Here is a 24,814-nt window from a genome sequence, read left to right as displayed (position 1 = left end):
TGGACTAGCGGCAAGACCGGCGGTGCTACGCACCGTAACCTTCGATGATATGCATATCACCCGCCGAGACCAGATCGCGAAAGGCCTTGGCGTCCTGATAAGCCACGGAATCATAGCAGGCTTTGGCCGTTTCGAAATCCCTGAATTCCAGGACCACGGTCCGGGCGCGGAACGCGCCTTCGCGCACTTCTCTGTTGCCGCCGCGTATCAGGAACTTCGCGCCGTACTCTGCCAGCACCGGGCGGGCAGCGTCGATGTAAGCCTGATAGCGTTCCATGTCGCGCACATCCACGTGGGCCACCCAGTATCCTTTGGGCATGGGGTGCGGTCTCCCTTCTTATTATGGTTGCAGGCAGGCTGATACAAAAGCGCGGCAAAGACAATGGGGCGGTTGTTAAGAATTTCTCCGTTCCGCGGGAATTTGCGGTTGTTTCAAGGCGCTGCGGCAAACAGCAAAACGCCCGCCGGAGAGGCGGGCGTTCCAGACGTGCCGAACGGCGGGATCAGCCGATCTCGGCCAGGCGCGCCAGCGCCTCCTTGACCTTGGCTTCCTCTTCTTCCCGCGCGGCGAGGTTTTCGCGGGCTTCCGCAACCACTTCTTCCGGGGCCGAGGCCGCGAATTTCGGGTTGTTCAGCCGCCCGCGCAGCCCGCCCAGTTCCTTGGCCAGCTTGCCGAGGGTCTTTTCCAGACGCGCCTTTTCGGCGTCGACGTCGATCACGTCCGCCAGCGGCAGGCCGAAGGCGGCGCCGGGTGCGGCGACCGAGGCGCAGCCCTTGGGGAAGCTCTCCACCTGCTCCAGCGAGGTGATGCGGGCCAGTTTTTGGATCATCGCCTCGTTCTTCTCCCAGGCCGCGCGGGCCTGATCGGAGAATTCCGTCACCACCATCGGGATCTTGGCGCCCGCGGGCACATGCATCTGGGCGCGGGTGGAGCGGATGTTCTCAATCGCGGTGATCACCCAGTTCATTTCGCGGTCGGCATCGGCATTCACCAGCTCGGTGCCGTAGGCGGGCCAATCGGCATGCACCAGCATCTTCTCGCGCTTGGCAGTGTTGCCCCACAGCTCTTCGGTGATGAAGGGCATGATCGGATGCAGCAGGATCATGCACTGATCCAGCACCCAGCCCAGCGTCTGGCGGGTCTCGGCGATCACGGCTTCATCTTCCGAGCCGAACAGCGGCTTCGACAGCTCGATGTACCAATCGCAGACCTTGCCCCAGACAAAGGCATAAAGCGCATTGGCCGCGTCGTTGAAGCGGTAGGCCTCCAGGGCCGCGTCCACTTCAACCCGCACCTTGGCGGTCTCGCCGATGATCCACTGGTTCACGGCCGCCTTGGCATCCGGGCAGGCATGGGCAGGTACAGTTTCATCATAGACATTGTTGAAATGGGCAAAGTTCACCGCATTCCACAGCTTGGTGCCGAAATTCCGGTAGCCCTTGAGCCGCTCCATATCCAGCTTCAGCACGCCGCCCAGGGCTGCCATGGCAGCGGAGGAGAAGCGCAGCGCGTCGGCGCCGAATTCCTCGATGATTTCCAGCGGGTCGACCACGTTGCCGGTGGATTTCGACATCTTCTTGCCCTTGGCGTCGCGCACCAGGCCGTGCAGGTAGACGGTGTCGAAGGGGATGCGCTCCTTGACCGGCAGGTTTTCGTCCAGCACCGCCAGCTGCATCATCATCATCCGGGCCACCCAGAAGAACAGAATGTCCTGACCGGTGACCAGGGTCGAGGTCGGGAAGTATTTCTTGGTCTCCTCGGTCCATTCCGGCCAGCCCAGAGTGCCGATCGGCCAGAGGCCGGAGGAAAACCAAGTGTCCAGCACGTCGGGGTCGCGGAAGAGCGGAAATTTCCCATCTTTGAAGCCGTGTTCCTTGGCTTCCACAAGATCGGTAACTTCAAGGACATCCTCATCGTAGTATTCACGGGCTTGCTTACGCACGTCTTCAAAGTTTGCACCTGTGAAAACTGCGAATTCTCCGCGGTTGTGTTTCGCGTTCAGGGCCTCGTAGCGCTCAGGATTTGTCGAAGTCCGGTTGATGATTTTCGTACCATACCAAACCGGGATCTGATGACCCCACCACAGCTGGCGCGAGATGCACCAGGGCTCGATGTTTTCCAGCCAGTGATAGTAGGTCTTCTCACCGCTTTCCGGCAGGATCTTCACGTCGCCATTGCGCACCGCATCCAGCGCCGGGGTGACAACCTTTTCCGCGTCCACGAACCACTGGTCGGTCAGCATCGGCTCGATCACAACCTTGGAGCGGTCGCCAAAGGGCTGCATGATCGGCTTGTTCTCGACGTAGGGTTCCAGAACCTCAACCTCTTCGCCGGTGTCCGGATCTGTCTTGGTGACGGTGTGCATCACCGCCAGGCCTTCGCTGGTGATCTGCTCCACCACCAGTTTACGCGCCTCGAACCGGTCGAGGCCACGCAGGTCGTCCGGCACCAGGTTGACGGCGTCGGCCTCGTTCTCACTCAGGGTCTGCTCGCCCTTGGCCACCGCCATGGCGATGCCCGCGGTCTCGGCATAAGGCGCGCCGTCGGCCCGCATCTGGCCCTTGGTGTCCATCAGGCGGTACATCGGAATGCCGCCGCGCTTGGCGACCTGGTAGTCGTTGAAGTCATGCGCGCCGGTGATCTTCACCGCGCCCGAGCCGAAGTCCTTGTCCGGGTATTCATCGGTGATGATCGGGATCAGGCGGCGGTGCTCCTTGGGGCCAACCGGGATTTCGCACAAGCAGCCGACGATTGGCGCGTAACGTTCATCCGAGGGATGCACCGCCACCGCGCCGTCGCCCAGCATGGTCTCGGGCCGGGTGGTGGCGATGGAGATATAGTCGCGCTCCTCTTCGAGGATCACGTTGCCGTCCGCGTCCTTTTCCACATAGGTGTAGGTGGCGCCGTTCGCGAGCGGGTACTTGAAGTGCCACATGTGGCCTGCCACTTCGATGTTCTCGACCTCAAGGTCGGAGATCGCGGTCTCAAAATGCGGGTCCCAGTTCACCAGCCTCTTGCCGCGGTAGATCAGCCCCTTGTTGTACATCTCCACAAACACCTTGATCACGGCATCGTGGAAGTTGGGGGAGTTCTCGTGGCCGGTGCGGGTGTCTCCCGCGGCACCTGCCATGGTGAAAGCGGTGCGGGAAAAATCGCAGGAGGCGCCGAGCCGTTTCAGCTGCTCGACGATGGTGCCGCCGGACTTCTCTTTCCACTCCCAGACCTTCTCCAGGAATTTCTCGCGGCCCAGCTCGCGGCGCGAGGGCTGCTGGGTTTTCGCCAGCTCACGTTCGACCACCATCTGGGTGGCGATCCCCGCATGGTCGGTGCCCGGCTGCCACAGGGTGTCATAGCCCTGCATCCGCTTCCAGCGGATCAGGATGTCCTGCAGGGTGTTGTTGAAGGCATGGCCCATGTGCAGCACACCGGTCACGTTCGGCGGCGGGATCATGATGCAGTAAGCGGAGGCCTCGGGCTTGGCGTTTGCGCCGGCCTTGAAACAGCCCGCCTCTTCCCAGGCCTTGTAAAGGCGGCTCTCCGCTTCGGCCGCGTTGAACGTCTTTTCCATCGCCATGCGTCTAGATCCCTCATGCAATTGGCCGTTCAATTACCCAATGGCTGAGGGAAGGGGAAGCCGGATATGGGGTTTTCTTTGCCTCAAGCCGCTGCGGTCGGGGCCGGCGGAGGCGGATTGAGCATTTTTGACCAGAAAGAAGCAAGGCCGAAGCGCCCCCGCACGCGGGCTGTCCGTCCGCCAGGGGATAATCCTGCCAGCGGCGGGGGCAGCCTCTTCCTGGTGCGGTCATCGGCTCTCCAGCCTGTACCGCATAGGGAGAGTGTGCCGATTCTGGTTAAGAAAAACCTGCCGCCTCTTTCTGGTTGAAAATACTCAAAATCCGCGCCGAAGGCGCTGAAACCTGCGCGCGCCCACCGGGCGCGCACCGCTTGTATCCCTCTGCGTGCCTCATTCGCCGGACCAGATCCTGCGGCGGCGTTCCCTGACCATCCCGTTTCCCTCTTCGGTGCCGTCGTGGAAGGTGTTGAACCACGCGTCCCAGGGGGTCTCCCAGGTGCCGTAGTTGCAGTCGAAGAACCGGTGATGCAGCTGGTGGAAAAAGTCGCCGACCAGGAACTTGGCCGTGTTGCCGAACTTCACATGCTCAAATCCTGCGTGGGACGTCGGCGCACCGATCCCGTGGTGGAACAGCAGGAAAATCGCGTGCACCGGATGCGAGGGCAGCAGGAAGAAGACCATGGTGTCGAACATCAGGAAAAAGCTCTCAACCGGGTGCATCGCCAGGCCGGACCAGGGGCCGGTGTTGATGTTGCGGTGATGCCATGCGTGCACCTTGGCATAGAGCGCGCCCACATGCAGCAGCCGGTGCAGCCAATAGAAGTGGAAGCCCGCCCAGATCGGGATGAAGATGGTCATCAGGATGAAGGCGGCCGGGTTGCTCTCCAGCGAGATCATCGTCACCCAGCCGTTGGCATAGGCATAAAGGATGAAGCTCTCCCAGAAGGTCCAGAAGGTGAGCGCCGGGCCAAGGGTCCAGAACATGTTGTCCCAGACCTGGTTCTTGAAGGTGAAGACCTTGGCGCCCTTCATCATCGGGCGCATGTCGTAACGGTATTCATCGGCTTGCGTGCGGAACTTCCACAGGGCGAGATGCAGCCCGCCGGCGACCACCAGCAGGATGCAGAAGTTGCGCAGCCAGATCTCGAACACCCAATCCCAAGTGAAAGTCGCGATGCGATCCAGCGAGGGGGTGAAATACGTCCAGGTGATGATCGCAAACACCAGCAGGAGCGCCCTGAGCGCCAGCGGGTTCCAGCTTTGCAGCAGGTATCTTATCGAGGCCAAGGGCTTCATCGGCCAGTCCCAATAGGGAGAGGTCTGGATCGGCAACTGCGGGGTGAAGTTCCAAATCTTGCGCTTGGGGCGCGGGGCGTTGGCGGGACTTGTCATGTCTCGTCTCTCATCTGGCTGGTGGATATGCCGCCGGGGCGGCGGGCGTCTGTTCGCTGCTGCTCACCCTAGGCGCGGTCTGGAAAATCCCAGCACGGTACGTCTTGCCGGTCAGGCTAAGTTTTGCTTAGCCTTGGTCATGGCAACCCGGATTCCCTCTCTCAACTGGCTGCGCGTGTTCGAGGCGGCGGCGCGCACCGAGAGTTTTGCCCGGGCGGCGGCGCAGCTGAACATGTCGGCCGCCGCCGTCAGCCAGCAGGTGAAGGCGCTGGAGACCCAGCTGGGCACGCCGCTGTTTCACCGCCACGCTCATGCGGTGACGCTGACGGAGGCAGGAAGGGCCTATCTGCCATCGGTGCAGCAGTCGCTGCTGATGCTGGAGACGGCGACCACAGGCCTGTTTGGCGAAAGCCGCGAGCAACGGCTGTTTGTGCAGTCGGTGCTGCTGTTTGCCCACGGGGTTCTGGCGCGAGGGCTGCCTGCCTTTCAGACCGCGCATCCGCAGGTCAATCTGGCGCTCAGCACCGGGAACATGGCGGCCGACTTCGCCAATCAGTTCACCGATTTGCAGATCGTCTTCGGCAACCCGTCACTGTTCGGCACCGAAGGCGACGAGTTGCTGCGTGAAATACTGTATCCGGTGGCGCCGCCGCAGATTGCCGCGCAGATCCGCACACCGCAGGATCTGTTCCGCTTTCCGCTGATCGAAGTGTCCACTCACCGCGCCAGCTGGGTGCAGGTGTTCGAGCACCTGCGGCTGTCCCACGGGCAGGCGCGGTATTTTTTTGCCGACAACTCGCTGATGGCCGCTGAGCTGGCGGCGCAGGGTGTGGGGGTTGCGCTGGCGCGGGCGCCCGCCTCGGACGCGGTGGTCAGGTCCACCGGTCTGGTGCGCTGCCTGCCGGAGGTCGCGGTGCCGGGGCAGGAAGCCTATCACCTGATCTATCCTGACGGCAGTGCCCTGCGCCCCGCGGCCAGACTGTTCCGGGACTGGCTGCTGGCCTACGTGTGCGCGATTTAGGAACTACTGCCCGGTGCGGTCCAGTTTGGTTGCCAGGTGGATCAGACTTTCCGAGGAGCGCACGCCGCGGGCTTCGGCGATATGGTCGATGGTGTCGTCCAGTTCCGCGGTGCTTTGCGCCACCACCTGGGCCAGCAGGTCGAACCGGCCGGAGGTCGTATGCACCACCTCCACCCCCGGCAGTTTCCGCAGCCGGGCAAGCACCTCCGGACCGGACCGCGGCTCGATCGACATCAGGACGGTGGCCTGCAACGGCGGGCGTGAGGCGGCGGAAGATTTGAGCGTGTAGCCGGCGATCACACCGGTCGCCTCCAACCGCTCGATCCGGGCCTGCACGGTGGTGCGGGCCAGCCCCAGATGGCGGGCAAGCTCGGCCACCGGACGGCGGGCGTTTTCGCGCAGCAGCGTGACAAGGCGCTGATCGGTGTCGTCGGTTTGCATTGTTGGCCTTCGATATGACGTTTCTTTTCGTCACTATAGTAAAAGTGACGAATGGAATCGACGGAAAACCATTGGAAAATATACAAAACGAACGAGGCTTTTTCTGATGCAGCAAATTCCACCGCTTTGGCTTTCCCCGGAAACCCACCTGGCCCGCAGCACACCGGACCACCCGATCCTGTATTTCTCGCCGCGGGTGCTGCATGAGGTTGCAGGGCGCTTCCAGCGGGGGTTTCCGGGGCTGGTGACCTATGCGGTGAAGGCCAACCCTCACCCTGCTGTCTTGTCGAACCTGGTGGCGGCAGGGATCACCGCGTTTGATGTGGCGTCGCCGGCGGAGATGGCGGCGGTGCGTGCTGCCAGCCCGGATGCGGTGATGCATTACAACAATCCGATGCGTTCGGAAGCGGAGGTCGCTGCAGGCATTGAGCATGGCGTCGCCAGCTGGTCGGTGGATGAGCTGAGCGAGCTGGAGAAGCTGGATGCCGTCCCGCGGTCCTGCGAGATCGCTGTGCGCTTTGCGCTGCCGGTTGCGGGCGCCGCCTATGATTTCGGCAGCAAGTTCGGCGCCGCGCCGGACGAGGCGGTGGAGCTGCTGAAGCAGGTGGCGGCCAAGGGCTGGACGCCGGCTTTGTGTTTCCACCCGGGCACCCAGTGCGAGGACGAAAGCGCCTGGGTCGAATACGTCCGCGCCGCCAAGAGGATTGTCGAAGATGCCGGTGTCAAGATTGCGCGTCTCAACGTTGGCGGCGGGTTCGCGGCCAACCGCGATGGCGTGGCGCCGGATCTGGAGAAGGTCTTTGGTGCGATCGGCAAAGCGGCGGATCAGGCGTTTGGCGCCGGCAGGCCGACGCTGATCTGCGAACCGGGCCGGGCGATGGTCTCGGAGAGCTTCACCCTGGCCGCCCGCATCAAGGGGATGCGCAAGGACGGAGACGTGGTGTTCCTGAACGATGGCATCTATGGCGGCCTGGTCGACATCCGCGACATGGGCCTGCCGGGCCGGGTCGAGGTCGTGGCCGCAGACGGCACCCGCCGCAGTGGCGGCCGCAAGCCGCGGGTGGTGTTCGGGCCGACCTGCGACAGCCTGGACCGGCTGCCGGACGGGCTGCCGCTGCCGTGCGATACCGTGGCGGGGGACTATGTGCTGTTTCCGGGGCTGGGCGCCTATTCCTCCGCCATGAGCACGCAGTTCAATGGTTACGGCCTCAGTGACGTGGCGACGGTGATCGAGTTGGCTGGACAAGCGCCCCGCTGACAGTAGTCTCGCCCCCGGAACAGCGGCGAGAGCGGACAGGGGGCGAGCATGGACAAATTCGGCAAAAGCCAGCCAGTGAAACGGGTTGAGGATGTGCGTTTCCTGACCGGGCAGGGGCGGTACATCGAGGATACGGCACCGGCGGGGTCTCTGCGCGCCTGGGTGCTGCGCAGCCCGGTGGCGCATGGGAGGATCACCGCGCTGAACGTTGAGGCCGCGCGCGAAGCCGAGGGGGTCCACGCAGTGATCACCCTGGAGGATCTGGAGGCGGCCGGTATTGACGTGTCCATGGATGGCACGACGGTGAAGAACCGGGACGGCTCCCGCGGTGCCTCCCCCGAACGGCCGATGCTGGCGCGCGGCCGGGTGCGTTATGTCGGGGAGCCGGTGGCGGTGGTCGTGGCCGGCACGCTGGACCAGGCCCGCGATGCGGGTGAACTGATCGAATTGGGTATCGACGACTTGCCGGTGAAGCTGGATGTGCAGCCGGGAGGCGAGGCGCTGCATCCGGAAGTTCCGGACAACAAGGCGTTTGACTGGGGGTTGGGGGACGAGGCCGCAACCGCCGAGGCGTTCCGGACCGCGGCCCATACCGTTGCGCTGCAGGTGGAAGACAACCGGATCATCGTCAATTCGATGGAACCCCGCGGCTGCTTTGCCGAATGGGAGGACGGGCGGCTGCATTTCTGCCTGGGCGGGCAGGGGGTCTGGGCGATCAAGTCGCAGCTGGCGGCCAAGATGCATCTGGATGAGGCTGACGTCAAAGTCACGATCCCGGATGTGGGCGGCGGTTTCGGCATGAAGGCCTTTCCCTACCCGGAGTATTTTGCGGTCGCTCAGGCTGCCCGCGCGCTGGGGCAGCCGGTGTTCTGGATCGCCGACCGGACCGAGTCGATGCTGAGCGACAATGGCGGCCGGGACCTGACCTCGCTGGCGGAACTGGCTTTTGACGCGGATCTGAAGATCACCGCCTACAGGGTCAGCACCCGCTGCAATCTCGGTGCCTATAACTCGCATTTCGGCCAGCCGATCCAGACCCAGCTGTTCAGCCGGGTGCTGGCGGGGGTTTATGACATCCGGACCGCCTGGCTGCAGGTGGAGGGGATCTATACCAACACCACCCAGGTCGATGCCTACCGCGGCGCCGGGCGGCCGGAGGCGATCTATGTGCTGGAGCGGGCAATGGACCGCGCCGCGCGCGAGCTGGGGGTGGATCCGTGGGAGCTGAGGCGGCGGAACTTCATCAAGCCGGCCGCCTTTCCCTATGGCACCGTGACCGGGGAGACCTATGATGTGGGCGATTTCGGCAAAGTCCTGAGCCGGGCGGCGCAGGAGGCGGACCTGGAGGGATTCGCAGCCCGCCGTTCTGCAGATGGTAAACGCGGCAAGTACCGGGGCGTCGGGCTGTGTTACTATATCGAAAGTATTTTGGGCGATCCTTCAGAAGGCGCGGAAGTGGAGTTTCTGGAGGACAGCCGGGTGAACATCTATGTCGGCACGCAAAGCAACGGACAGGGGCATGAAACCGTCTATGCCCAGTTCCTGGCCGACCAGAGCGGTATCCCGGCAGAAAACATCCAGGTCATTCAGGGCGACAGCGACCGCATTGCCACGGGCGGCGGCACCGGCGGGTCGCGCTCGGTGACGACGCAGGCCAATGCCATGCTGGCGGCGGTGGACGCGATGATTGCCGCCTTCATTCCCTTCCTGGCGGAGGAGATGGGCGTCAAGGAAGAGGCCGTGGAATTCGACGGCGAAACGTTCCGCGCTCCGGGATCCAATCTGACGCCTTCCTTGCTGGAGGCGGCCGAGATGGCCCGCGCGCAAGGGCGGCTTGATCTGCAGCGTCACGCGGCGCGGGCCCGGCTGCCGGGGCGCTCGTTTCCGAATGGCGCACATATTGCCGAAATTGTTATCGATCCCGAGACTGGGCAAGCAGATGTCGAGCGCTACACTGTAGTCGACGATTTCGGTAATCTGATCAACCCGGTGCTGGCTGAAGGGCAGGTGCACGGCGGGGTGGCGCAGGGGCTGGGACAGGCCATGCTGGAGCGGGTTGTCTATGATGCAGACGGACAACTGCTCACAGCTTCGTTCATGGACTATGCCTTGCCGCGGGCAAGCGGCGTCCCCATGATTGGGTTTACCTCCGAGCCGGTGCCTTCGACGCAAAATCCCATGGGGATGAAGGGCTGCGGCGAGGCGGGCACCGTCGGCGCGCTGGCCGCTGTTGCAAATGCGGTGCAGGACGCCGTCTGGGACCGCGGCGTGCGGCAAGTGGACATGCCGTTCACGCCGCTGAGGATTTGGGAAGTGCTTAGGGATGTTTCTGACGCAGCTGAGTAAAAGGGTTCTTGGGTGGCTCGGACGGCCGCTGCGCTCGGAGCATTCCGGCGAAACCAAGCTGCGCGGGCCGCAGGCCCATGTGATCATCCTGGACGGCACCATGTCGACGCTGGATGAGGGCCATGAAACCCATGCCGGCCAGGTCTACCGGCTGTGCCGCCAGATGGGCGGGCAGGTTTCTGTATTCTACGAATCCGGCGTCCAGTGGAAGGGCTGGGGCAGTGCCCCGGACGTGATGATGGGGCGCGGCATCAACCGCCAGATCCGCCGCGCCTACGGGTATCTTGCTTCCCGTTACCGCCCCGGCGACCGGATCTATCTGCTCGGCTATTCCCGCGGCGCCTATGCGGTGCGCTCGCTGGCGGGGGTCATTGACCGGATCGGCCTTTTGAAGGCGGAGCACGCCACCGTGCGCAATATCCGCACCGCTTACCGGCATTACCGGCTGAACGGCCGCAGCAAGACATCGGACGCCTTTACCAAAGCCCATTGCCATGACGAGGTGGAGATCGAGATGGTCGGCGTCTGGGACACCGTCAAAGCGCTGGGCCTGCGTCTGCCGCTGCTCTGGCGCTGGGCGGAGAACCGGCACAACTTCCATAACCATCAGCTGGGGCACCACGTCAAAAGCGGCTACCACGCACTGGCGCTGGATGAGACAAGGGAAGTGTTCAAGCCGGTGCTCTGGGATTGCCCGAAGGGCTGGGACGGCCATGTTGAGCAGGTCTGGTTCCGCGGAGCGCACGGCGACGTCGGCGGCCAGCTCGGCGGGTTTGAAGAAGCCCGGCCGCTGGCCAATATTCCGCTGGTCTGGATGCTGGAAAAGGCCGAGGACCGCGGCTTGCCGCTGCCGCTGGATTGGCGGATGCGCTTTCCGGTGGACCCGAATGCGCCTTCGGTGGGCACTTGGCGCGGCTGGGGCAAGATCTTCCTGTTGCGCAGCCGCCGCCGGGTCGGGCTGGACGGCAGCGAGCGTTTGCACAGCAGCGTCGATGCGGGCAAGCGTGACGTGGCTGCAGCGGGCGGATGGCTGGCGATGTTCTCCAAGACTTGAGTGCGGACGGGACCCGGCTGCGGCCGGCTGCTCCGTCATGCGCAGCTGGCAGAAAGCGGGATTGAGCAAGGCCTGCTCGGGGGCCTTGTGGAACCCCGGGTGCTGTCAGCCGGCGGCCCTGCGCCGCGCCAGATCCTGCCGCAGCCGTTTCAGCATTATTGCCACGATCAGCCTGTGAGCGGGCCGGACAGGCACCATGTAAAGGCGGCCGAACAGGTTATGCGTTTGCACGGACGAGGTCACCGAGAGAACACCGCTTGCGCTGGAAATGCAGGTCATCACGTCCAGATGCCGATCCCGCACGGTGAGGGTCAGAACCTCGTCTGACACAGCTTCCACCAGGAAGAAATCCAGCATGTCGCCAGGTTGTACCTCCCTGTGCGGCCGCCCGGAAATGCCGCCGATGCGCTTGACCCCGAACCGGGCGGATACCGCGTCACGCAGCCAGAACGCCAATCTCAGGCCAGGCAGCGGCTGGGCGTGCATCATTGTCCAGGCCTCCAGCGGCGTGATCTGTACCGGCAGGACAATGGATTGCGTATCCAGGAAATCCAGCTCGGCGGCGGCGGCCAGAACTTGAATGCGGGCAGTGGCGGCCCGCGCGAAAGAGTTTGGCGGCATGACCGGCCCTTCTGCTGCACAATGGGATACTGACCAGTACATAACCGGATACCTGCCGCCGGCAAGGACGGGACCGGTATTCCGGCGTCCCGGCCTAAGCGGTCTTCATCACGATGCAGGTGGTGGAGCCGGTTGCATAGAGCCGGCCGTCCCCGGCGCCGCGGAGCTCGCCATGTGCGACACCGGTGGAGCGGCCGGCATGGTCAACGGTGCCGGTGCAATCGATCAGGGTACCCAGCGGCACCGGCCGCAGGATGTTGATCTTGTATTCCAGCGTTGTGTAGACCGAGCCTGCAGGCACCCTGGTCATCACCGCGCAGGCCATCGCGCTGTCCAGGAGCGTGCCGTACCAGCCGCCATGCACGGTGCCCATCGGGTTGCAGACGTGGAAATCCGGGGTGCCGCGGAACACAACCCGGCCCTCTTCGACGGAGTGCAGGCGGTAGCCCAGCGTTTCAGCGATCGGCGGGCCGGGCAGGCGTCCTTCCAGGATGCCTTGCATGAAATCAAGGCCGGAGATCCGGCTGATCTGTTCCGCCGTCAGCAGGTCGGAGGGCTTTTGGGCATGGATCATGGCGCGCGGGTCCTTGGCGGGGGCGTTCCCTCCATTTGAAACCGCGCGCCGATGGGCGCAACTCTTACGCCACGTTCTCCAGCACCACCTTGGGGGCAATGCCCAGTGCAAAGCAGACGTCGCGCGTCAGTTCCGGCCGGTTCAGCGTGTAGAAATGCAGCTTGCTGACACCGCCCTCCAGCAGGTCCGAGCACAGCTCGGTGCACAGCGCCGTGGCCAGCAGGTCCTCGCGGTCGTCACGGACAGCCTTGTCAAAGGCGTCCTCGACCCATTGAGGGATGATGGTGCCGCAGCGTTTGGCGAAGCTGCGCGCGCCCTTCCAGTTCTCGATCGGCAGAATGCCGGGGGTCAGCTTGCTGCCGTCGATCCCGGCTTTTTCGCAGGCATCGCGGAAGCGGAAGAAGGTCTCGGCCTCGAAGAAGAACTGGGTCAGCGCCTCATCTGCACCGGCATCCAGCTTGCGCTTCAGCCATTCCACATCTGCGGACTGGTTGGCGGCCTCCGGGTGACGGTCCGGGTAGGCGCCGACCTTGATGTTGAAATTGCCGCGCAGGGCCAGGCCCTTGATCAGCTCCACCGAATTGGCAAAGCCGTCGGGGTGCGGGATGAACTTGCCTTCGCCCTTGGGCGGGTCGCCGCGCAGGGCAACAATCTCGGTCACGCCGGCCTCGGCGAACTGATCGGCGATTTCCAGCGTTTCCGCCTTGGAGGCGTTGACGCAGGTCAGATGCGCCGCGACGTTCAGGCCGGAGGATTTGTGCAGCGTCGACACTGCATCGCGGGTTAGGGTGCGGGTGGTGCCGCCGGCACCATAAGTCACCGAGACAAACCGCGGGTCCATCGGGGCGAGGACCTGCACGGTGTCCCAAAGCCGGAAGGAGGCTTCGAGATTCTGCGGCGGGAAGAATTCAAAGGAAATCTTGGGCGTCGTCATCTCAGGTCTCTCGCTAGGTTGATTTCAGCCCTTGTTGCACGCGCAGCATTGTGAGACAATTTCATAATACTCAAGATTAACATGAGCGATCTGATAGGATGCATATCGAATTCCGCCATTTGCGCACCATCAAGGCCATTCACGAGGCCGGCGGCTTGGCCCGGGCTGCGGAGCAGCTGAACATCACCCAAAGCGCGCTGAGCCATCAGGTGAAGGGGCTGGAGGAGCAGGCGGGGGTGGAGCTGTTCATCCGCCGCTCCAAGCCGATGAAACTGTCGCCGGCGGGACTGCGTCTGCTGCGGCTGGCAGAGCAGGTTCTGCCGCAAGTGGAGGCGGCACAAGCAGAATTTTCCTCATTGCGGGAGGGGAACACCGGCAGGATGCACATTGCAATCGAATGCCACGCCTGTTTCGAATGGCTGTTTCCGGTGCTGGAGGGGTTCCGCAAGAACTGGGGGGATGTGGATGTGGATATCCGCCCCGGCCTGGCTTTTGACGCGCTGCCCGCGCTGCTGAAGGAAGACGTGGATCTGGTTGTCTCCTCCGATCCCGAAGATATCGCCGGTGTCGAGTTCATCGAACTGTTTGACTACAATGCCGTGTTTGTTGCCTCTGCCCAGCACCCGCTGGCGGAGAAGCCTTATGTCGAAGCCGCGGATTTCGTCGGCCAGAACCTGATCACCTACCCGGTGGACAAGACCCGGCTGGACGTGTTCAGCCAGCTGCTGATCCCGGCGGGGGTGGAGCCGGCCTCGATCCGCCAGGTGGAGCTGACGGCGGTGATCCTGCTGCTGGTCGCGTCGAACCGGGGGGTGTCGGTGCTGCCGGACTGGGTGGTGCGGGAGGTGAAATATTCCTCCGACTACGTGACCCGGCCGCTGACCAAATCCGGCATCACCCGTCGCCTCTATGCAGCCATCCGGGCGGAGGACCGCGAGAAGCCCTATATGCAGGAGCTGATCCGGCTGGCCAAGGTGGAGGCCCGCAAGCTGCAGCAGGTCTAGGAAAGCGCGGAGCGGCCGGGCGCCGTTCCGGCTTCCGTGCCCGCTCCGCGCGGTTGCGTGATCCGGCAGGTGCCGGGCTGCGCTTCAGACCAGTTTGACGATCTGCTTGCCGGTATTGCCGCCCTGCATCATCGACAGGAACGCCTTGGGCGCGTTTTCCAGCCCTTCGGCAATGTCCTCCAGGTATTTGATGTCGCCGCTGGCGATCTTGGGGGCCACCTCCTGCAGGAACTTCGGATAGCGGTCGTAGTGGTTGAAGATGATGAAGCCATTCACGGACAGGAAGTTGGTCAGCACCGAGCGCCAGATGGCGGGGGCGGTCAAATTGCTGTCGGCGCTGTTGTACCAGGCGATCATGCCGCAGACCGGGATGCGGCCGAAGTTGTTCATCAGCGGCAGCACTGCCTCCAGCACCTTGCCGCCGACATTCTCGTAATAGATGTCGATGCCGTCCGGGCAGGCGGCGGCCAGCGCCGCGCTGAGCGCCTCGGCGGAGCCCAGGGCCCGGTGGTCAAGGCAGCTGTCAAAGCCGAAGGCCTCCACTGCCAGCTTGCATTTTTCCTCGCCGCCGGCGATGCCGACGACCCGCAGCCCCGCCTGTTTCGCCAGCTGCCCCACCATCGAGCCGACCGGGCCGGTGGCCGCGGCGACCACCAGGGTCTCCCCGGGCTGCGGCCGGCCGTAGGCGTCCAAGCCATGCCAGGCGGTAAACCCCGGCATGCCGAGAACGCCAAGCGCGGTGGTGAGCGGCGCCATATCCGGGTCCAGCTTGCGGATGTCCGTCGCCCGTGCGCAGGCGTGGCTGGCCCAGCCGAACACCCCGAGGGCAAAGTCGCCGGGCCGGAAGTCAGGGCTGTTCGAGGCCAGCACCTCGCCCACGCCGCCTGCGGTCATGGTTTCCCCGATGTCGACTGGATCGGCATAGGATCTGCCCGCATTCATGCGCCCGCGCATGTAGGGATCCAGCGACATATAGTGAACTTTCACAAGCACTTCGCCTTCACCGGGCTGGGGCATTTCCACGGTTTCCAGCCGGAAGTTCTCCTCGCTGGCCTGGGCTTCGGGGCGGCTGGCCAGCACGATACGCTGCATCTGGTCGGGCATCTGTTTCTTCCGCTTTGTTTTATCTGCTGGCAAGAGTCTGTAGTCCGCATCCTGCGATTGCAACCGCTGGCAGCCGGAATATTCCGCAGCCGGCGCTTTGCCGCTTTGACCCCTTGGCAAGAAGGGGCAGGCGGCGTATAGGCACGGTTTGACCAGCACCTCCCCGACCGGCACAGGAATCTGCAGACATGATTGGCAGCGCAAACCTCAATGTGATGATCAAGGCCGCCCGCAAGGCTGGCCGTTCCCTGGTGAAAGACTTCCGCGAGGTGGAGAACCTGCAGGTGTCGATGAAAGGTGCCGGCGATTTTGTCTCCAAGGCCGACATCGCCGCCGAAAAGATCATCAAGGAAGAGCTGCGCAATGCCCGTCCGACCTATGGCTGGCTGGCCGAAGAGGGCGGTGAGGAAGCCGGCGAGGACCCGACCCGCCGTTGGATCGTCGATCCGCTGGACGGCACCACCAATTTCCTGCACGGGCTGCCGCACTGGGCGATTTCCATCGCGCTGGAGCACAAGGGCAAGATCGTCGCGGGCGTGGTCTATGACGCTGCCAAGGATGAGATGTTCTTTGCCGAAAAGGGCGCCGGCGCCTGGATGAACGACACCCGCATCCGCGTGTCGGGCCGCCACCGGATGATTGAATCGATCTTTGCCACCGGCGTGCCGTTCGGCGGCCGTGCCGATCTGCCGCTGACACTGCAGGATCTGGCCCGGCTGATGCCCGCCTGCGCCGGCGTGCGCCGCTGGGGCTCTGCCGCGCTGGATATGGCCTATGTGGCGGCGGGCCGCTACGAGGGCTTCTGGGAACGCCGCCTGAACGCCTGGGACCTGGCCGCAGGCATCATCATCGTGAAAGAGGCCGGCGGGTTTGCCGAGGCGATCGACCCGGAGGCGGGCATCATCGACAGCGGTTCCGTGGTCTGCTCGAACGAGCCGATTTTCGACAGCTTCGCCAAGGTGATCCGCGGCTGAATTAGCTTGGATGCTTGAGAACACGAAACGCGGCCTCTGAGCCGCGTTTTTTTCGCCTGGCCGATAGGCCGGGCAGCGCCCGACCCTCCCCCACGGGGAGGGCGCTTTCAGCACCCGCCCCGAGGCTCGGGCGCTGCCGTCATTGCAGTTTGCTCACTGGTCGGACGGGTGGTTCACCCCGTCGTTCCAGGGGATCTCGCCGTAGGTCTGCGCGTGCGTCCGCGGATTGGCGCCCTCGATGCAGCCCAGGTTGACGCCGCATTCCTTCGGGTCCGAACGGCGCTGGTGGTGGGTATAGATGCCGCAGGTTTTGCAGAAGTAGTGTTTTGCCGTGTGGCTGCCCCAGGTGTAGAGGCTGAGGTTCGCTGCGCCTTTCAGCACCTTCAGGCTGGCGGCAACGGCGGTGACGGCCGCTGCCCCGCGGCGGCGGCAGAACGAGCAGTCGCAGCGCGCGGCAGAGGCGAGGCCTTCGGGGAAGTCGGCCTCGATCTCAACAGCGCCGCAGTGGCAGGTGGCGTTCAGGTGGTGCATGGGCGTCTCCTTCACTTCCCCCAAGGTCCGGGATTGCGCTTCTTGCGCGGCAGTTTGGGAATGCGGCTGGCTGAAAATTCGTACTCGTTCTCCGGATGCGGCGGGACGCCATGAGTGCGGTTCCAGAATGCCGGTCCCCCGCGGCGCAGCCACAGCGGCAGGCACAGGATCAGACCGACCGCAAAGCCGCCGGCATGGGCCCAATAGGCCACACCGCCCTGGTCGGGATCGGCGCCGAGGCCTCCGAAGAACTGCATCGCCAGCCACACGCCCAGCATGACAAAGGCGGGGATCGAGAAGATGCGGAAAAAGACGATCAGTATCAGCAGGATATCGACGCGCGCCTTGGGGAACATCAGCAGGTAGCCGCCCATCACACCGGCAATGGCGCCGGAGGCGCCGACCGTGGGCACCATGGAGCCGGGCGCCGACAGAACATGGATCAGCCCGGCGCCGATGCCGCTGGCGAGGTAGAACAGGAGGAAGGGGACATGGCCCATCTCGTCCTCCAGATTGTCGCCGAAGATCCACAGGAACAGCATGTTGCCGCCCAGATGCATCAGCCCGGCATGGATGAACATGGACGTGAACAGCGTGCCGTAGCCGTAGCCTTGGCTGACCTCGGCCGGAACAACGGCAAAGGCGTCATAGAAATAGGCCAGCGCGCGGGGCGAGGCGTAGCTGGCCGTGTAGTAGAAGTAGCCCAGGATATTCACCGCCATCAGCGCATAGACGACATAGGGCCTGCGGCCGGACGGGTTGTGGTCGCGGATCGGAAACATGGGGAAACGCTGGGCCGGAAAGGGCCCAGCGTCAAGCACTTATCCCCTGAGATTCAGGCGTTGCCGCCGAGCAGGTCTGCATTGCCGCCCGAGGCGGTGGTGTCGACGCAGACGTGGCGCTCGGCCAGGACGCGGGCGCGGTCGGGCTTGCCGGGGATCAGCGGGATGATCGGGCCGGCGCGCTTGGCCAGCCATTGCTCGATCTCGCGCCCCGTTGCCTCGCCGCCCCACCACAGCACGCCGGCTATGCCCTGGATCGCCTCCAGACGGTGCAGGTCGAACATGCCGTGCGCCTCGATCGCGGTGCCGCCGAGGCTGATCACCTCCTTGGCCTGTTCCGCGGCGGCCTCCGGTCCCGGCCCCATGCACAGGAGCGGCGGGCGTGCGGAAACTGTCAAGCGGTTCGATTCCCCGGTCGGGCCGGGCAGGGAGGTGGTGACGGGGCGCGCAGGCACGCCGCTGGCTCCCGGCAGCTCGGCAAAGGTGGTCTCCCACTCCCCGCTGACCTGCTGCCGGTCCGGCGCGCAGAACCGGCTGAGGTAATAGGGGCCGCCCGCCTTGGGGCCGGTGCCCGACAGGCCCTCGCCGCCGAAGGGCTGGCTGCCGACTATGGCGCCGATCTGGTTGCGGTTCACATAGATGTTGCCCGCGTGGAGCCGGTCGCAGACATGCTGCACCCGGTCGTCGATGCGGGTGTGCAGCCCGAAGGTAAGGCCGTAGCCGGTTGCGTTGATGTCGGAAATCACCTGATCCAGGTCCTGCGACTTGAACCGCGCGACATGCAGGACGGGGCCGAAGATCTCCTCCTCCAGCGCGCCGATGCCGGGAACTTCGATCATCGTGGGCGCAACAAAGGTGCCGGCTTGCGGCGCGCGCATTTCCTTCAGCACACGGCCTTTGGCGCGGGCCTTGTCGATATGGGCCAGGATGCCCGCACGGGCGCCTTCGTCGATGACCGGACCGCTGTCGGTGGACAGGTGCCAGGGATCATCCAGGTGCAGGCAGTCCATCGCGCCTTTCAGCATCTTCAGCACGGTATCGGCAATGTCGTCCTGCAAGTAGAGGCAGCGCAGCGCCGAACAGCGCTGGCCCGCCGACTGGAAGGCGCTTTCGATCACCGACTGCACGGTCTGTTCCGGCAATGCGGTGGAATCGACGATCATTGCATTCAGGCCGCCGGTTTCGGCAATCAGCGGCGCGCCCGGCTGCAGGTTGGCGGCCATCGCCTTGCGGATGCGCAGCGCGGTATCGGTGGAGCCGGTGAAGGCAACCCCGTTGACCCGCGGGTCCGAGGTGATGGCCGCGCCGACAACGCTGCCGCGGCCCGGCACCAGCTGCAGAGCGGCGCGCGGCACCCCGGCCTCATGCATCAGCTGCACGGCGCGATGGGCGATCAGCGGCGTCTGGTCGGCGGGTTTGGCCAGCACCGCATTGCCCGCAGCCAGCGCCGCCGAGACCTGGCCGCTGAAGATCGCCAGCGGGAAGTTCCAGGGCGAGATGCAGGAGAAGATGCCTGCCGCCGGCGCCTCCGGGATGCGGGCGGCGTAGTAGCGCAGGAAGTCCACCGCCTCGCGCAGTTCCGCCACCGCATCGGGAATGGTCTTGCCGGCTTCGCGGGAGAGGATCGCGAACATCTCGCCGAAGTTTTCCTCGTAGAGGTCTGCCGCCTTGTTCAGGACCGCAGTGCGCTCCGCTGCCGGGGCATCCCAGGGATCGGCCAGCGCCAGCGCTAGTTCGATATCCTCGGCGCTGCACTGGCTGACGGTTCCCACCACGCTCAGGTCGGAGGGGCTGGTCACGTCTTTTGCCGCCTCGGGCTGGGCATCGCCGGCCAGCAGCGGACCGGCCTGCCACTGATGCGTGCGCCAGGGCGCGCGGGCCTCCTCGATTTTTGCCAGCGTCGGTGCATGGCCAAGGTCGAAGCCCTTGGAGTTCGGGCGTTCCGGCAGGAACAGCTCCGGCCCGGTCGGGATCTTGCGGGTGATGCCGGCCACGGCGGCGAACGGGTCTGCCGCCACTGTTTCCGGCGGCACATTCTCGTCCACAATCTGGTTCACGAAGGAGCTGTTGGCGCCGTTCTCCAGCAGGCGGCGCACCAGATAGGCCAAGAGGTCGCGGTGGGCGCCCACAGGCGCGTAGATCCGGCAGTTGGTCTTGTTCTGCTCCAGCACCATCTGATGCAGCGTTTCTCCCATCCCGTGCAGGCGCTGGAATTCAAAAAGGCCCTTATCCATGCCCTCGGCCATATGCAGGATGGCAGAGACCGTATGCGCATTATGGGTGGCGAACTGCGGATAGATCCGGTCCGTCAGCCCCAGCAGCTTGCGGGCGTTGGAGATATAGGACACATCGGTCAGCGGCTTGGAGGTGTAGACCGGGAAGCCATCAACGCCCTCGACCTGGGCGCGCTTGATTTCGGTGTCCCAATAGGCGCCCTTGACCAGCCGAACCATGAAGCGGCGGTCGTATTTTTCGGCCATTTCATGCAGCGCGCCGATGGCCAGGCCGGTGCGGGGACCGTAAGCCTGCACCACCACGCCGAAACCGTCCCAGCCCGCCAGCGCCGGATCGGAGACCACGGCCTCGATCACCTCCAGCGACAGCGACAGGCGGTCGGCTTCTTCGGCGTCCACGTTGAGGCCCATTCCGGCGGCCTTGGCGAGCAGGGCCAGCGCCTTCAGGCGCGGCACCAGATGCTCCATCACGCTGTCGTCCTGCGCCAACTCATAGCGCGGGTGCAGCGCCGAGAGTTTCACCGAGATGCCGGGGTTCTTGCGGATGTCATCGCTGTTGCAGGCGGCGGCAATGGCCGAAATCGCCTTGGAATAGGACAGGTGGTAGCGGGCGGCGTCGGCCTCGGTGCGGGCGGCTTCGCCGAGCATGTCGTAGGAATAGGTATAGCCCTTGGCTTCCATCCCGGCGGCACGGTTCATGGCGCTTTCGATGGTTTCGCCGAGCACGAACTGGCGGCCCATCTCCTTCATCGCGCGGCTGACAGCGGTACGGATCACCGGCTCGCCCAGCCGTTTGATGGCGCCGCGCAGAGCACCGATCGGGCTTCGTTCCTCATCCAGCACCTTGCCGGTCAGCATCAAGGCCCAGGTGGAGGCGTTGACCAGCGGAGAGGTGGACTTGCCCAGGTGCTTGCCCCAGTCCGATGGCGCAATCTTGTCCTCGATCAGCGCGTCGATGGTGTCGGCATCCGGCACCCGCAGCAGTGCCTCCGCCAGGCACATCAGCGCCACGCCCTCTTCGGTCGACAGCCCGTATTCCGCCAGGAACACTTCCATCAGCCCCGGCGCCGAATGGCCGCGGATGTCGCGCACCAGCGCGGCGGCGTTGGCACAGATCCTGGCGCGGTCGGCCTCGGACAGGGCAGCTTGGGAAATCAGCTGGTCGCGCATGGCGGTCTGATCGGCATAGGTGCCGGCATCGATACGGTAGCGCAGCTTGGGTTGGGTGGTCATGCAGGGAACTCCACAGAAGGCATGCAGGGCTTTTGTCAAGGATACACCTTTTTGGGAGGGACAATTGCCTGAAAGTCTGCAATTGATAGTCCAAATGGGAGACGTGTCGACAGATGGCAGTCCAAATGAACTTTTCCGATCTCGACCGGTTCGACCGCGCGATTCTGAATGTGCTGGCCGAGGACGGCCGGATTTCCATTGCCGATCTGGCCCGCCGGATCGGCCTGTCGAAAACGCCGACCCAAACCCGGCTGCGGCGGCTGGAGGCGGAGGGCATCATCACCGGCTACCGCGCCCTGGTCGATCCGATCCGGCTGGGGCTGGACCACGTTGCCTTTGTCGAGGTGAAACTGGACGACACACGGCAGGCGGCGCTGGTCAAGTTCAACGCGGCTGTGGCCAAGCTGCCGGAGGTCGAACAGGCCTATATGATGGCCTCGCATTTCGACTATCTCCTGAAGGTGCGCACCCGCTCGATGACCGATTACCGGGCGGTGCTGGGCGAGAAGATCTCGTCGCTGCCGCATGTCTCCTCGACCTCCACTTATGTGGCGATGGAGGCGGTGAAGGAGGATGGCGCGCTGGGGCCGCTTTAAGGCGTTGCAGATGCGGCACGCGCGCAGTTGACTTGATCCTGACCATAAATGTGCCAGCATATATGGCATGCTGTACCCTGCGTTCCGAGCCCCGCATTTTCCGGTCAAGTGTGTTCTGGCGGCTGCTGCCTGCCTGCTCGCGGCCCCGGCCGGCGCGGCGGACTGCCCGGCCGCGCCGGACCACAGCACCCCGCTCGACGGGCTGCTGCGCCAGGTTCAGCAGGCCGATAGCGAGGCGCAAGCGCGCGAGATCGCCAACCTTATGTGGGAATTCTGGGCCGATGCCCCGGATGAGCGCGCGCAGGAGATCCTGAACCGCGGCATGACCCGGCGCTCGGCCTTTGATTTTCTCGGCGCGCTGGCAGATTTCGACCAGCTGATCGCCTATTGCCCGGACTATGCCGAAGGTTACAACCAGCGCGCCTTCGTGCATTACCTGCGCCGCGATTTTGCCGCGGCGCTGCGCGATCTGGACCGGGCGCTGGAGCTGTCGCCGCGCCATGTCGCGGCGATGAGCGGGCGGGCGCTGTCGCTCTATGGCCTGTCCCGGCTGGAGGAGGCGCGGGATGCGCTGGCCGAGGCCCTGGAACTGAACCCCTGGCTGCCGGAGCGCTATCTGGCCGACCCGGGCGGGCCGCTGGCGCCGCCGGGGGCCGGGGATGTTGAGCTGTAGCAGCGCGCTCAAGACCGGAAAAATTTGCCGCAAACACCGAAAAGCGATTGTCCGCCTGAAATCAGGAAGCTAGACCTGCTGTTGTGGCGCTGCCCGGCGGTGCCATTGGCGGACGTGGTGGAATGGTAGACACCGGAGACTTAAAATCTCCTGGCCTTTTGGCCGTGCGGGTTCGAGTCCCGCCGTCCGCACCAGCTTGGTTTCCTGCAGAAACAGCACCGTTGCAAGCTTGCCCTGTCCGGGCATGCGGCGATCCGCCTGCACGGCGGGATGTCCAGCGGAATCGCGCAAAGATTGCGTTGCTGTAACGGTGGTTTTGTGCAAGATATTGCGCGGAATGTGAAAGATCTTTGACATATGGCGCTGATCCACGAGAAAATTTCCGCCCTTCTTGCGGATATGAACCTGTCCAACCGGCAAGCGGCGCTGAAATGCGGTATTCCTTATGGCGCCTTCAACAGCGCACTGAAACATGAGCGTGAGATCGGCTGGAGCACGCTGGACGCGCTGTCGCGCGGACTGGGGGTGTCGTTCCGCTATTTCTCCTCCGATACCGCCGGGCTTGAGATGCTGCCGGACCGCCATGCCGGTGCAAACGGCAGCAAGGCCTTTGATATCCTGAACGCGCAGATGCAGGCCGCCGCCCGCACCCGCCAGTACCGCGGCTGCGATGTGTCGCTGCAGGATTTCCTGGACTGGTGGTTTGCCAACAGCGGCCGGCTGGAGGGCTTCGGCCAGCTGCAGCACACGGTGGATATGTTCGAGCCGCCGGACCCGGAGAAGAACCGCATCCAGCCGATCCAGTCCGGTCCGCACAGCCTGGCCTCCATCTGCTTCGAGGTGTCCAGCAGCGGCCAGCTGCGGGATACGCTGAACGGCTTCAGCGACAAGCTGAACGCCGATCTGGTGATGGCCCACAGCGAGGCGATCAGCCGGGGCGAACCGGTGATCACCCACCCCTCGATCGACGTGAAGCTCTTGAACGGCCGCCGCTTCACCCGCCAGTACCGCCGGGTACTGGCGCCGGTCTATCTGCCCGACGGCAAGCTGCTGGTGGTCAATTTCTCACAGGACATCAAAACCGGCTAGGTCGCTCTGCAGCATGTGCTCCATGTCCAGCCGCGAGGAGCCGACAAACCATTCGGAGCTGCTGCGCACCTCCGGTTCCGGGTCGCGCCATTTCTGGGCGCGCGGAATCGCCCGGGTGAAGCCATAGACCAGATCCAGCCGCGCCTGCATGTGGCGGTCGGGGATAAAGGCATAGATCCAGTCCACATCCCATTTCTGGATTGCCAGAATCTGGAAGATCCGCATGAAGGGCTCCAGCCGCTCCGCCCGTTTTCCGCGGCGGCCGGGCAGGAAATTCAGCTCGCCGATATAGGCCAGCCGCCCTGTGACTTCGCGGGCCAGCGGTTCGGCCACGCTTTCGACGCCGCCGCCCGCCTCATTGGGGAATTGGTGGCGGGAGGTGCGCAGCAGGAAGCCGGCCAGGGTTTCCCGGCCCAGGTCCTGCAGCATGGCCGCCGCGCCGCCGATATATGCGCCGTCTTCCTTGAGAAACAGCCAGAAGGCCGAGTTCTGGGTGTGGTCTGCGCGGTCGATGGCAAAACCCGGCATCTGGAACCGGCGGCCTGACAGGGCGGCGGTTTCCGGCACTCTTTCGAAATCCGTGAACATTTCAACCTGGAGGCCAGCCTGCGCAAGCGTATTCAGATACCCCGAAAGCGTTTTTCCCAAGTCCAGCGAATTCATTAAGGCCCCCGTCGCAATAGTTACACTTCGAATAGCCCGAAATGCTCCCTGGTGCCGCCAAAGAGTGCAGGTTGCATAAAATCTTAATTATTTTTACGGCAAATTAGCGGGATTTGCAGGTGCCTGGGAATGCACCTTTGGGGCGTGGCAGAACGGTCTGTACGCCCAAAAGGCGACTCCGCCCGGCAGCAGGAACTGCAGGGCGCAGTGCGCGGAAAAGTCGGGGCAAGCCGCGGTCAGCCGCGGCCGCGGTAGGGGGGCACGCCCTGATCCGGGATCCAGACGCCTTCGGGCATCGGGCCGGTCTGCCAGAACACGTCGATCGGGATGCCGCCGCGCGGGTACCAGTAACCGCCGATGCGCAGCCATTGGGGCTCCAGGAAATCCGCCAGGCGACGGGCGATGGAGACCGTGCAATCCTCGTGGAAGGCGCCGTGGTTGCGGAAGGAGGTGAGGAAGAGCTTCAGCGATTTGCTCTCCACCAGCCATTTGCCCGGCACATAGTCGATCACCAGATGGGCAAAGTCCGGCTGGCCGGTCATCGGGCAGAGCGATGTGAATTCGGGCGCGGTGAACCGCACGTTATAGGCAACGTCGGCCTGCGGGTTCTGCACCCGCTCCAGTTCCGCCTCTTCCGGGCTGCTCGGCACGATGGTATCGCCGCCCAGCTGTTTCAGGTTGCTGTAGATGCTGTCGGACATGTCAGGGTTCCTAC

At 64.2% G+C, this 24,814-nt stretch carries 22 protein-coding genes and 1 tRNA gene; 10 read left to right on the top strand and 13 right to left on the bottom strand.

Annotated elements, in window-relative coordinates; genetic code table 11:
- Window positions 1-25: 25 nt before the first annotated feature.
- The 3 genes from OKQ63_RS11075 to OKQ63_RS11065 all read right to left on the bottom strand — a co-directional run bounded on the left by OKQ63_RS11075 (window position 26) and on the right by OKQ63_RS11065 (window position 4,967).
- Window positions 26-319, bottom strand: a complete 294-nt coding sequence (locus tag OKQ63_RS11075) for a DUF1330 domain-containing protein (protein WP_264210133.1) — start codon at window positions 317-319, stop codon at window positions 26-28.
- A gap of 184 nt (window positions 320-503) precedes the next feature.
- Window positions 504-3,575 carry a valine--tRNA ligase gene (locus OKQ63_RS11070; protein ID WP_264210132.1) on the bottom strand — a complete coding sequence of 1,024 codons (3,072 nt, stop codon included), beginning with the start codon at window positions 3,573-3,575 and terminating at the stop codon, window positions 504-506.
- A gap of 390 nt (window positions 3,576-3,965) precedes the next feature.
- Window positions 3,966-4,967, bottom strand: a complete 1,002-nt coding sequence (locus OKQ63_RS11065; protein WP_264210131.1) for a sterol desaturase family protein — start codon at window positions 4,965-4,967, stop codon at window positions 3,966-3,968.
- 139 nt (window positions 4,968-5,106) lie between these two features.
- On the opposite strand from OKQ63_RS11065, the gene OKQ63_RS11060 reads away from it, so the two are divergent.
- The gene (locus OKQ63_RS11060; protein ID WP_264210130.1) at window positions 5,107-5,988 is read left to right on the top strand and encodes a LysR family transcriptional regulator; all 882 of its coding nucleotides are present in this window, start codon (window positions 5,107-5,109) and stop codon (window positions 5,986-5,988) included.
- 3 nt (window positions 5,989-5,991) lie between these two features.
- Here the strand turns inward: OKQ63_RS11060 and OKQ63_RS11055 are convergent, their stop codons facing one another.
- A complete protein-coding gene (locus tag OKQ63_RS11055; RefSeq protein ID WP_264210129.1) occupies window positions 5,992-6,429 on the bottom strand; it encodes an Lrp/AsnC family transcriptional regulator in 438 nt (145 codons plus the stop codon).
- A gap of 106 nt (window positions 6,430-6,535) precedes the next feature.
- On the opposite strand from OKQ63_RS11055, the gene OKQ63_RS11050 reads away from it, so the two are divergent.
- Genes OKQ63_RS11050 through OKQ63_RS11040 form a run of 3 tightly spaced genes read left to right on the top strand, consistent with a single transcriptional unit; the run spans window position 6,536 to window position 11,087 of the window.
- On the top strand, window positions 6,536-7,687 hold the full coding sequence (locus OKQ63_RS11050; RefSeq protein WP_264210128.1) for a type III PLP-dependent enzyme: 1,152 nt from the start codon (window positions 6,536-6,538) through the stop codon (window positions 7,685-7,687).
- A gap of 48 nt (window positions 7,688-7,735) precedes the next feature.
- Window positions 7,736-10,033: a xanthine dehydrogenase family protein molybdopterin-binding subunit gene (locus OKQ63_RS11045; RefSeq protein ID WP_264210127.1), complete on the top strand. Its 2,298-nt coding sequence runs from the start codon at window positions 7,736-7,738 to the stop codon at window positions 10,031-10,033.
- Window positions 10,011-11,087 carry a T6SS phospholipase effector Tle1-like catalytic domain-containing protein gene (locus OKQ63_RS11040; RefSeq protein WP_264210126.1) on the top strand — a complete coding sequence of 359 codons (1,077 nt, stop codon included), beginning with the start codon at window positions 10,011-10,013 and terminating at the stop codon, window positions 11,085-11,087. Before OKQ63_RS11045 ends, OKQ63_RS11040 begins: the two co-directional genes overlap by 23 nt.
- 105 nt (window positions 11,088-11,192) lie before the next feature.
- Here OKQ63_RS11040 and OKQ63_RS11035 read toward each other — a convergent pair whose 3' ends face one another.
- The 3 genes from OKQ63_RS11035 to metF form a co-directional block, all read right to left on the bottom strand.
- Window positions 11,193-11,708 (bottom strand): DUF2867 domain-containing protein, encoded by a 516-nt coding sequence (locus tag OKQ63_RS11035; protein ID WP_264210125.1) that lies wholly within the window; start codon window positions 11,706-11,708, stop codon window positions 11,193-11,195.
- Between the two features lie 94 nt (window positions 11,709-11,802).
- Window positions 11,803-12,282 carry a PaaI family thioesterase gene (locus OKQ63_RS11030; RefSeq protein ID WP_264210124.1) on the bottom strand — a complete coding sequence of 160 codons (480 nt, stop codon included), beginning with the start codon at window positions 12,280-12,282 and terminating at the stop codon, window positions 11,803-11,805.
- Between the two features lie 64 nt (window positions 12,283-12,346).
- Entirely contained in the window at window positions 12,347-13,216 is an 870-nt protein-coding gene (gene metF, locus OKQ63_RS11025) for a methylenetetrahydrofolate reductase [NAD(P)H] (RefSeq protein ID WP_264210123.1), read from the bottom strand.
- Window positions 13,217-13,314: 98 nt separating this feature from the next.
- Here metF and OKQ63_RS11020 point away from each other — a divergent pair, with 98 nt between their 5' ends.
- Window positions 13,315-14,220 carry a LysR family transcriptional regulator gene (locus tag OKQ63_RS11020; RefSeq protein ID WP_264210122.1) on the top strand — a complete coding sequence of 302 codons (906 nt, stop codon included), beginning with the start codon at window positions 13,315-13,317 and terminating at the stop codon, window positions 14,218-14,220.
- A gap of 84 nt (window positions 14,221-14,304) precedes the next feature.
- Here OKQ63_RS11020 and curA read toward each other — a convergent pair whose 3' ends face one another.
- Complete coding sequence (gene curA, locus OKQ63_RS11015; RefSeq protein ID WP_264210121.1) at window positions 14,305-15,324, bottom strand: NADPH-dependent curcumin/dihydrocurcumin reductase; 1,020 nt, start codon at window positions 15,322-15,324, stop codon at window positions 14,305-14,307.
- A gap of 188 nt (window positions 15,325-15,512) precedes the next feature.
- Between curA and OKQ63_RS11010 the strand changes: the two genes are divergently transcribed.
- A complete protein-coding gene (locus OKQ63_RS11010; RefSeq protein ID WP_264210120.1) occupies window positions 15,513-16,298 on the top strand; it encodes an inositol monophosphatase family protein in 786 nt (261 codons plus the stop codon).
- A gap of 153 nt (window positions 16,299-16,451) precedes the next feature.
- Here OKQ63_RS11010 and OKQ63_RS11005 read toward each other — a convergent pair whose 3' ends face one another.
- Genes OKQ63_RS11005 through putA form a run of 3 tightly spaced genes read right to left on the bottom strand, consistent with a single transcriptional unit; the run spans window position 16,452 to window position 21,078 of the window.
- Window positions 16,452-16,829 (bottom strand): GFA family protein, encoded by a 378-nt coding sequence (locus tag OKQ63_RS11005; protein WP_264210119.1) that lies wholly within the window; start codon window positions 16,827-16,829, stop codon window positions 16,452-16,454.
- 11 nt (window positions 16,830-16,840) lie between these two features.
- The gene (locus tag OKQ63_RS11000) at window positions 16,841-17,611 is read right to left on the bottom strand and encodes a rhomboid family intramembrane serine protease (protein ID WP_264210118.1); all 771 of its coding nucleotides are present in this window, start codon (window positions 17,609-17,611) and stop codon (window positions 16,841-16,843) included.
- A gap of 53 nt (window positions 17,612-17,664) precedes the next feature.
- Complete coding sequence (gene putA, locus OKQ63_RS10995) at window positions 17,665-21,078, bottom strand: bifunctional proline dehydrogenase/L-glutamate gamma-semialdehyde dehydrogenase PutA (RefSeq protein WP_264210117.1); 3,414 nt, start codon at window positions 21,076-21,078, stop codon at window positions 17,665-17,667.
- A gap of 125 nt (window positions 21,079-21,203) precedes the next feature.
- Here putA and OKQ63_RS10990 point away from each other — a divergent pair, with 125 nt between their 5' ends.
- The 4 genes from OKQ63_RS10990 to OKQ63_RS10975 all read left to right on the top strand — a co-directional run bounded on the left by OKQ63_RS10990 (window position 21,204) and on the right by OKQ63_RS10975 (window position 23,436).
- Entirely contained in the window at window positions 21,204-21,674 is a 471-nt protein-coding gene (locus OKQ63_RS10990) for an Lrp/AsnC family transcriptional regulator (RefSeq protein WP_264213908.1), read from the top strand.
- A gap of 67 nt (window positions 21,675-21,741) precedes the next feature.
- Entirely contained in the window at window positions 21,742-22,347 is a 606-nt protein-coding gene (locus OKQ63_RS10985; RefSeq protein WP_264210116.1) for a tetratricopeptide repeat protein, read from the top strand.
- A 108-nt stretch (window positions 22,348-22,455) separates the two neighbouring features.
- A tRNA-Leu gene (locus OKQ63_RS10980) sits at window positions 22,456-22,541 on the top strand.
- A 163-nt stretch (window positions 22,542-22,704) separates the two neighbouring features.
- Entirely contained in the window at window positions 22,705-23,436 is a 732-nt protein-coding gene (locus OKQ63_RS10975) for a helix-turn-helix domain-containing protein (protein WP_264210115.1), read from the top strand.
- Here the strand turns inward: OKQ63_RS10975 and OKQ63_RS10970 are convergent.
- Window positions 23,413-24,099, bottom strand: a complete 687-nt coding sequence (locus OKQ63_RS10970) for a hypothetical protein (protein ID WP_264210114.1) — start codon at window positions 24,097-24,099, stop codon at window positions 23,413-23,415. The genes OKQ63_RS10975 and OKQ63_RS10970 overlap by 24 nt on opposite strands.
- A gap of 236 nt (window positions 24,100-24,335) precedes the next feature.
- Window positions 24,336-24,800, bottom strand: a complete 465-nt coding sequence (queF, locus tag OKQ63_RS10965) for a preQ(1) synthase (protein ID WP_264210113.1) — start codon at window positions 24,798-24,800, stop codon at window positions 24,336-24,338.
- Window positions 24,801-24,814: the final 14 nt, after the last annotated feature.

It is taken from the genome of Leisingera thetidis (genome assembly GCF_025857195.1).
Classification (GTDB): domain Bacteria; phylum Pseudomonadota; class Alphaproteobacteria; order Rhodobacterales; family Rhodobacteraceae; genus Leisingera; species Leisingera thetidis.
Note: the sequence above shows the minus strand (reverse complement) of the source record. Positions and strands in the feature narration are given on the sequence as shown.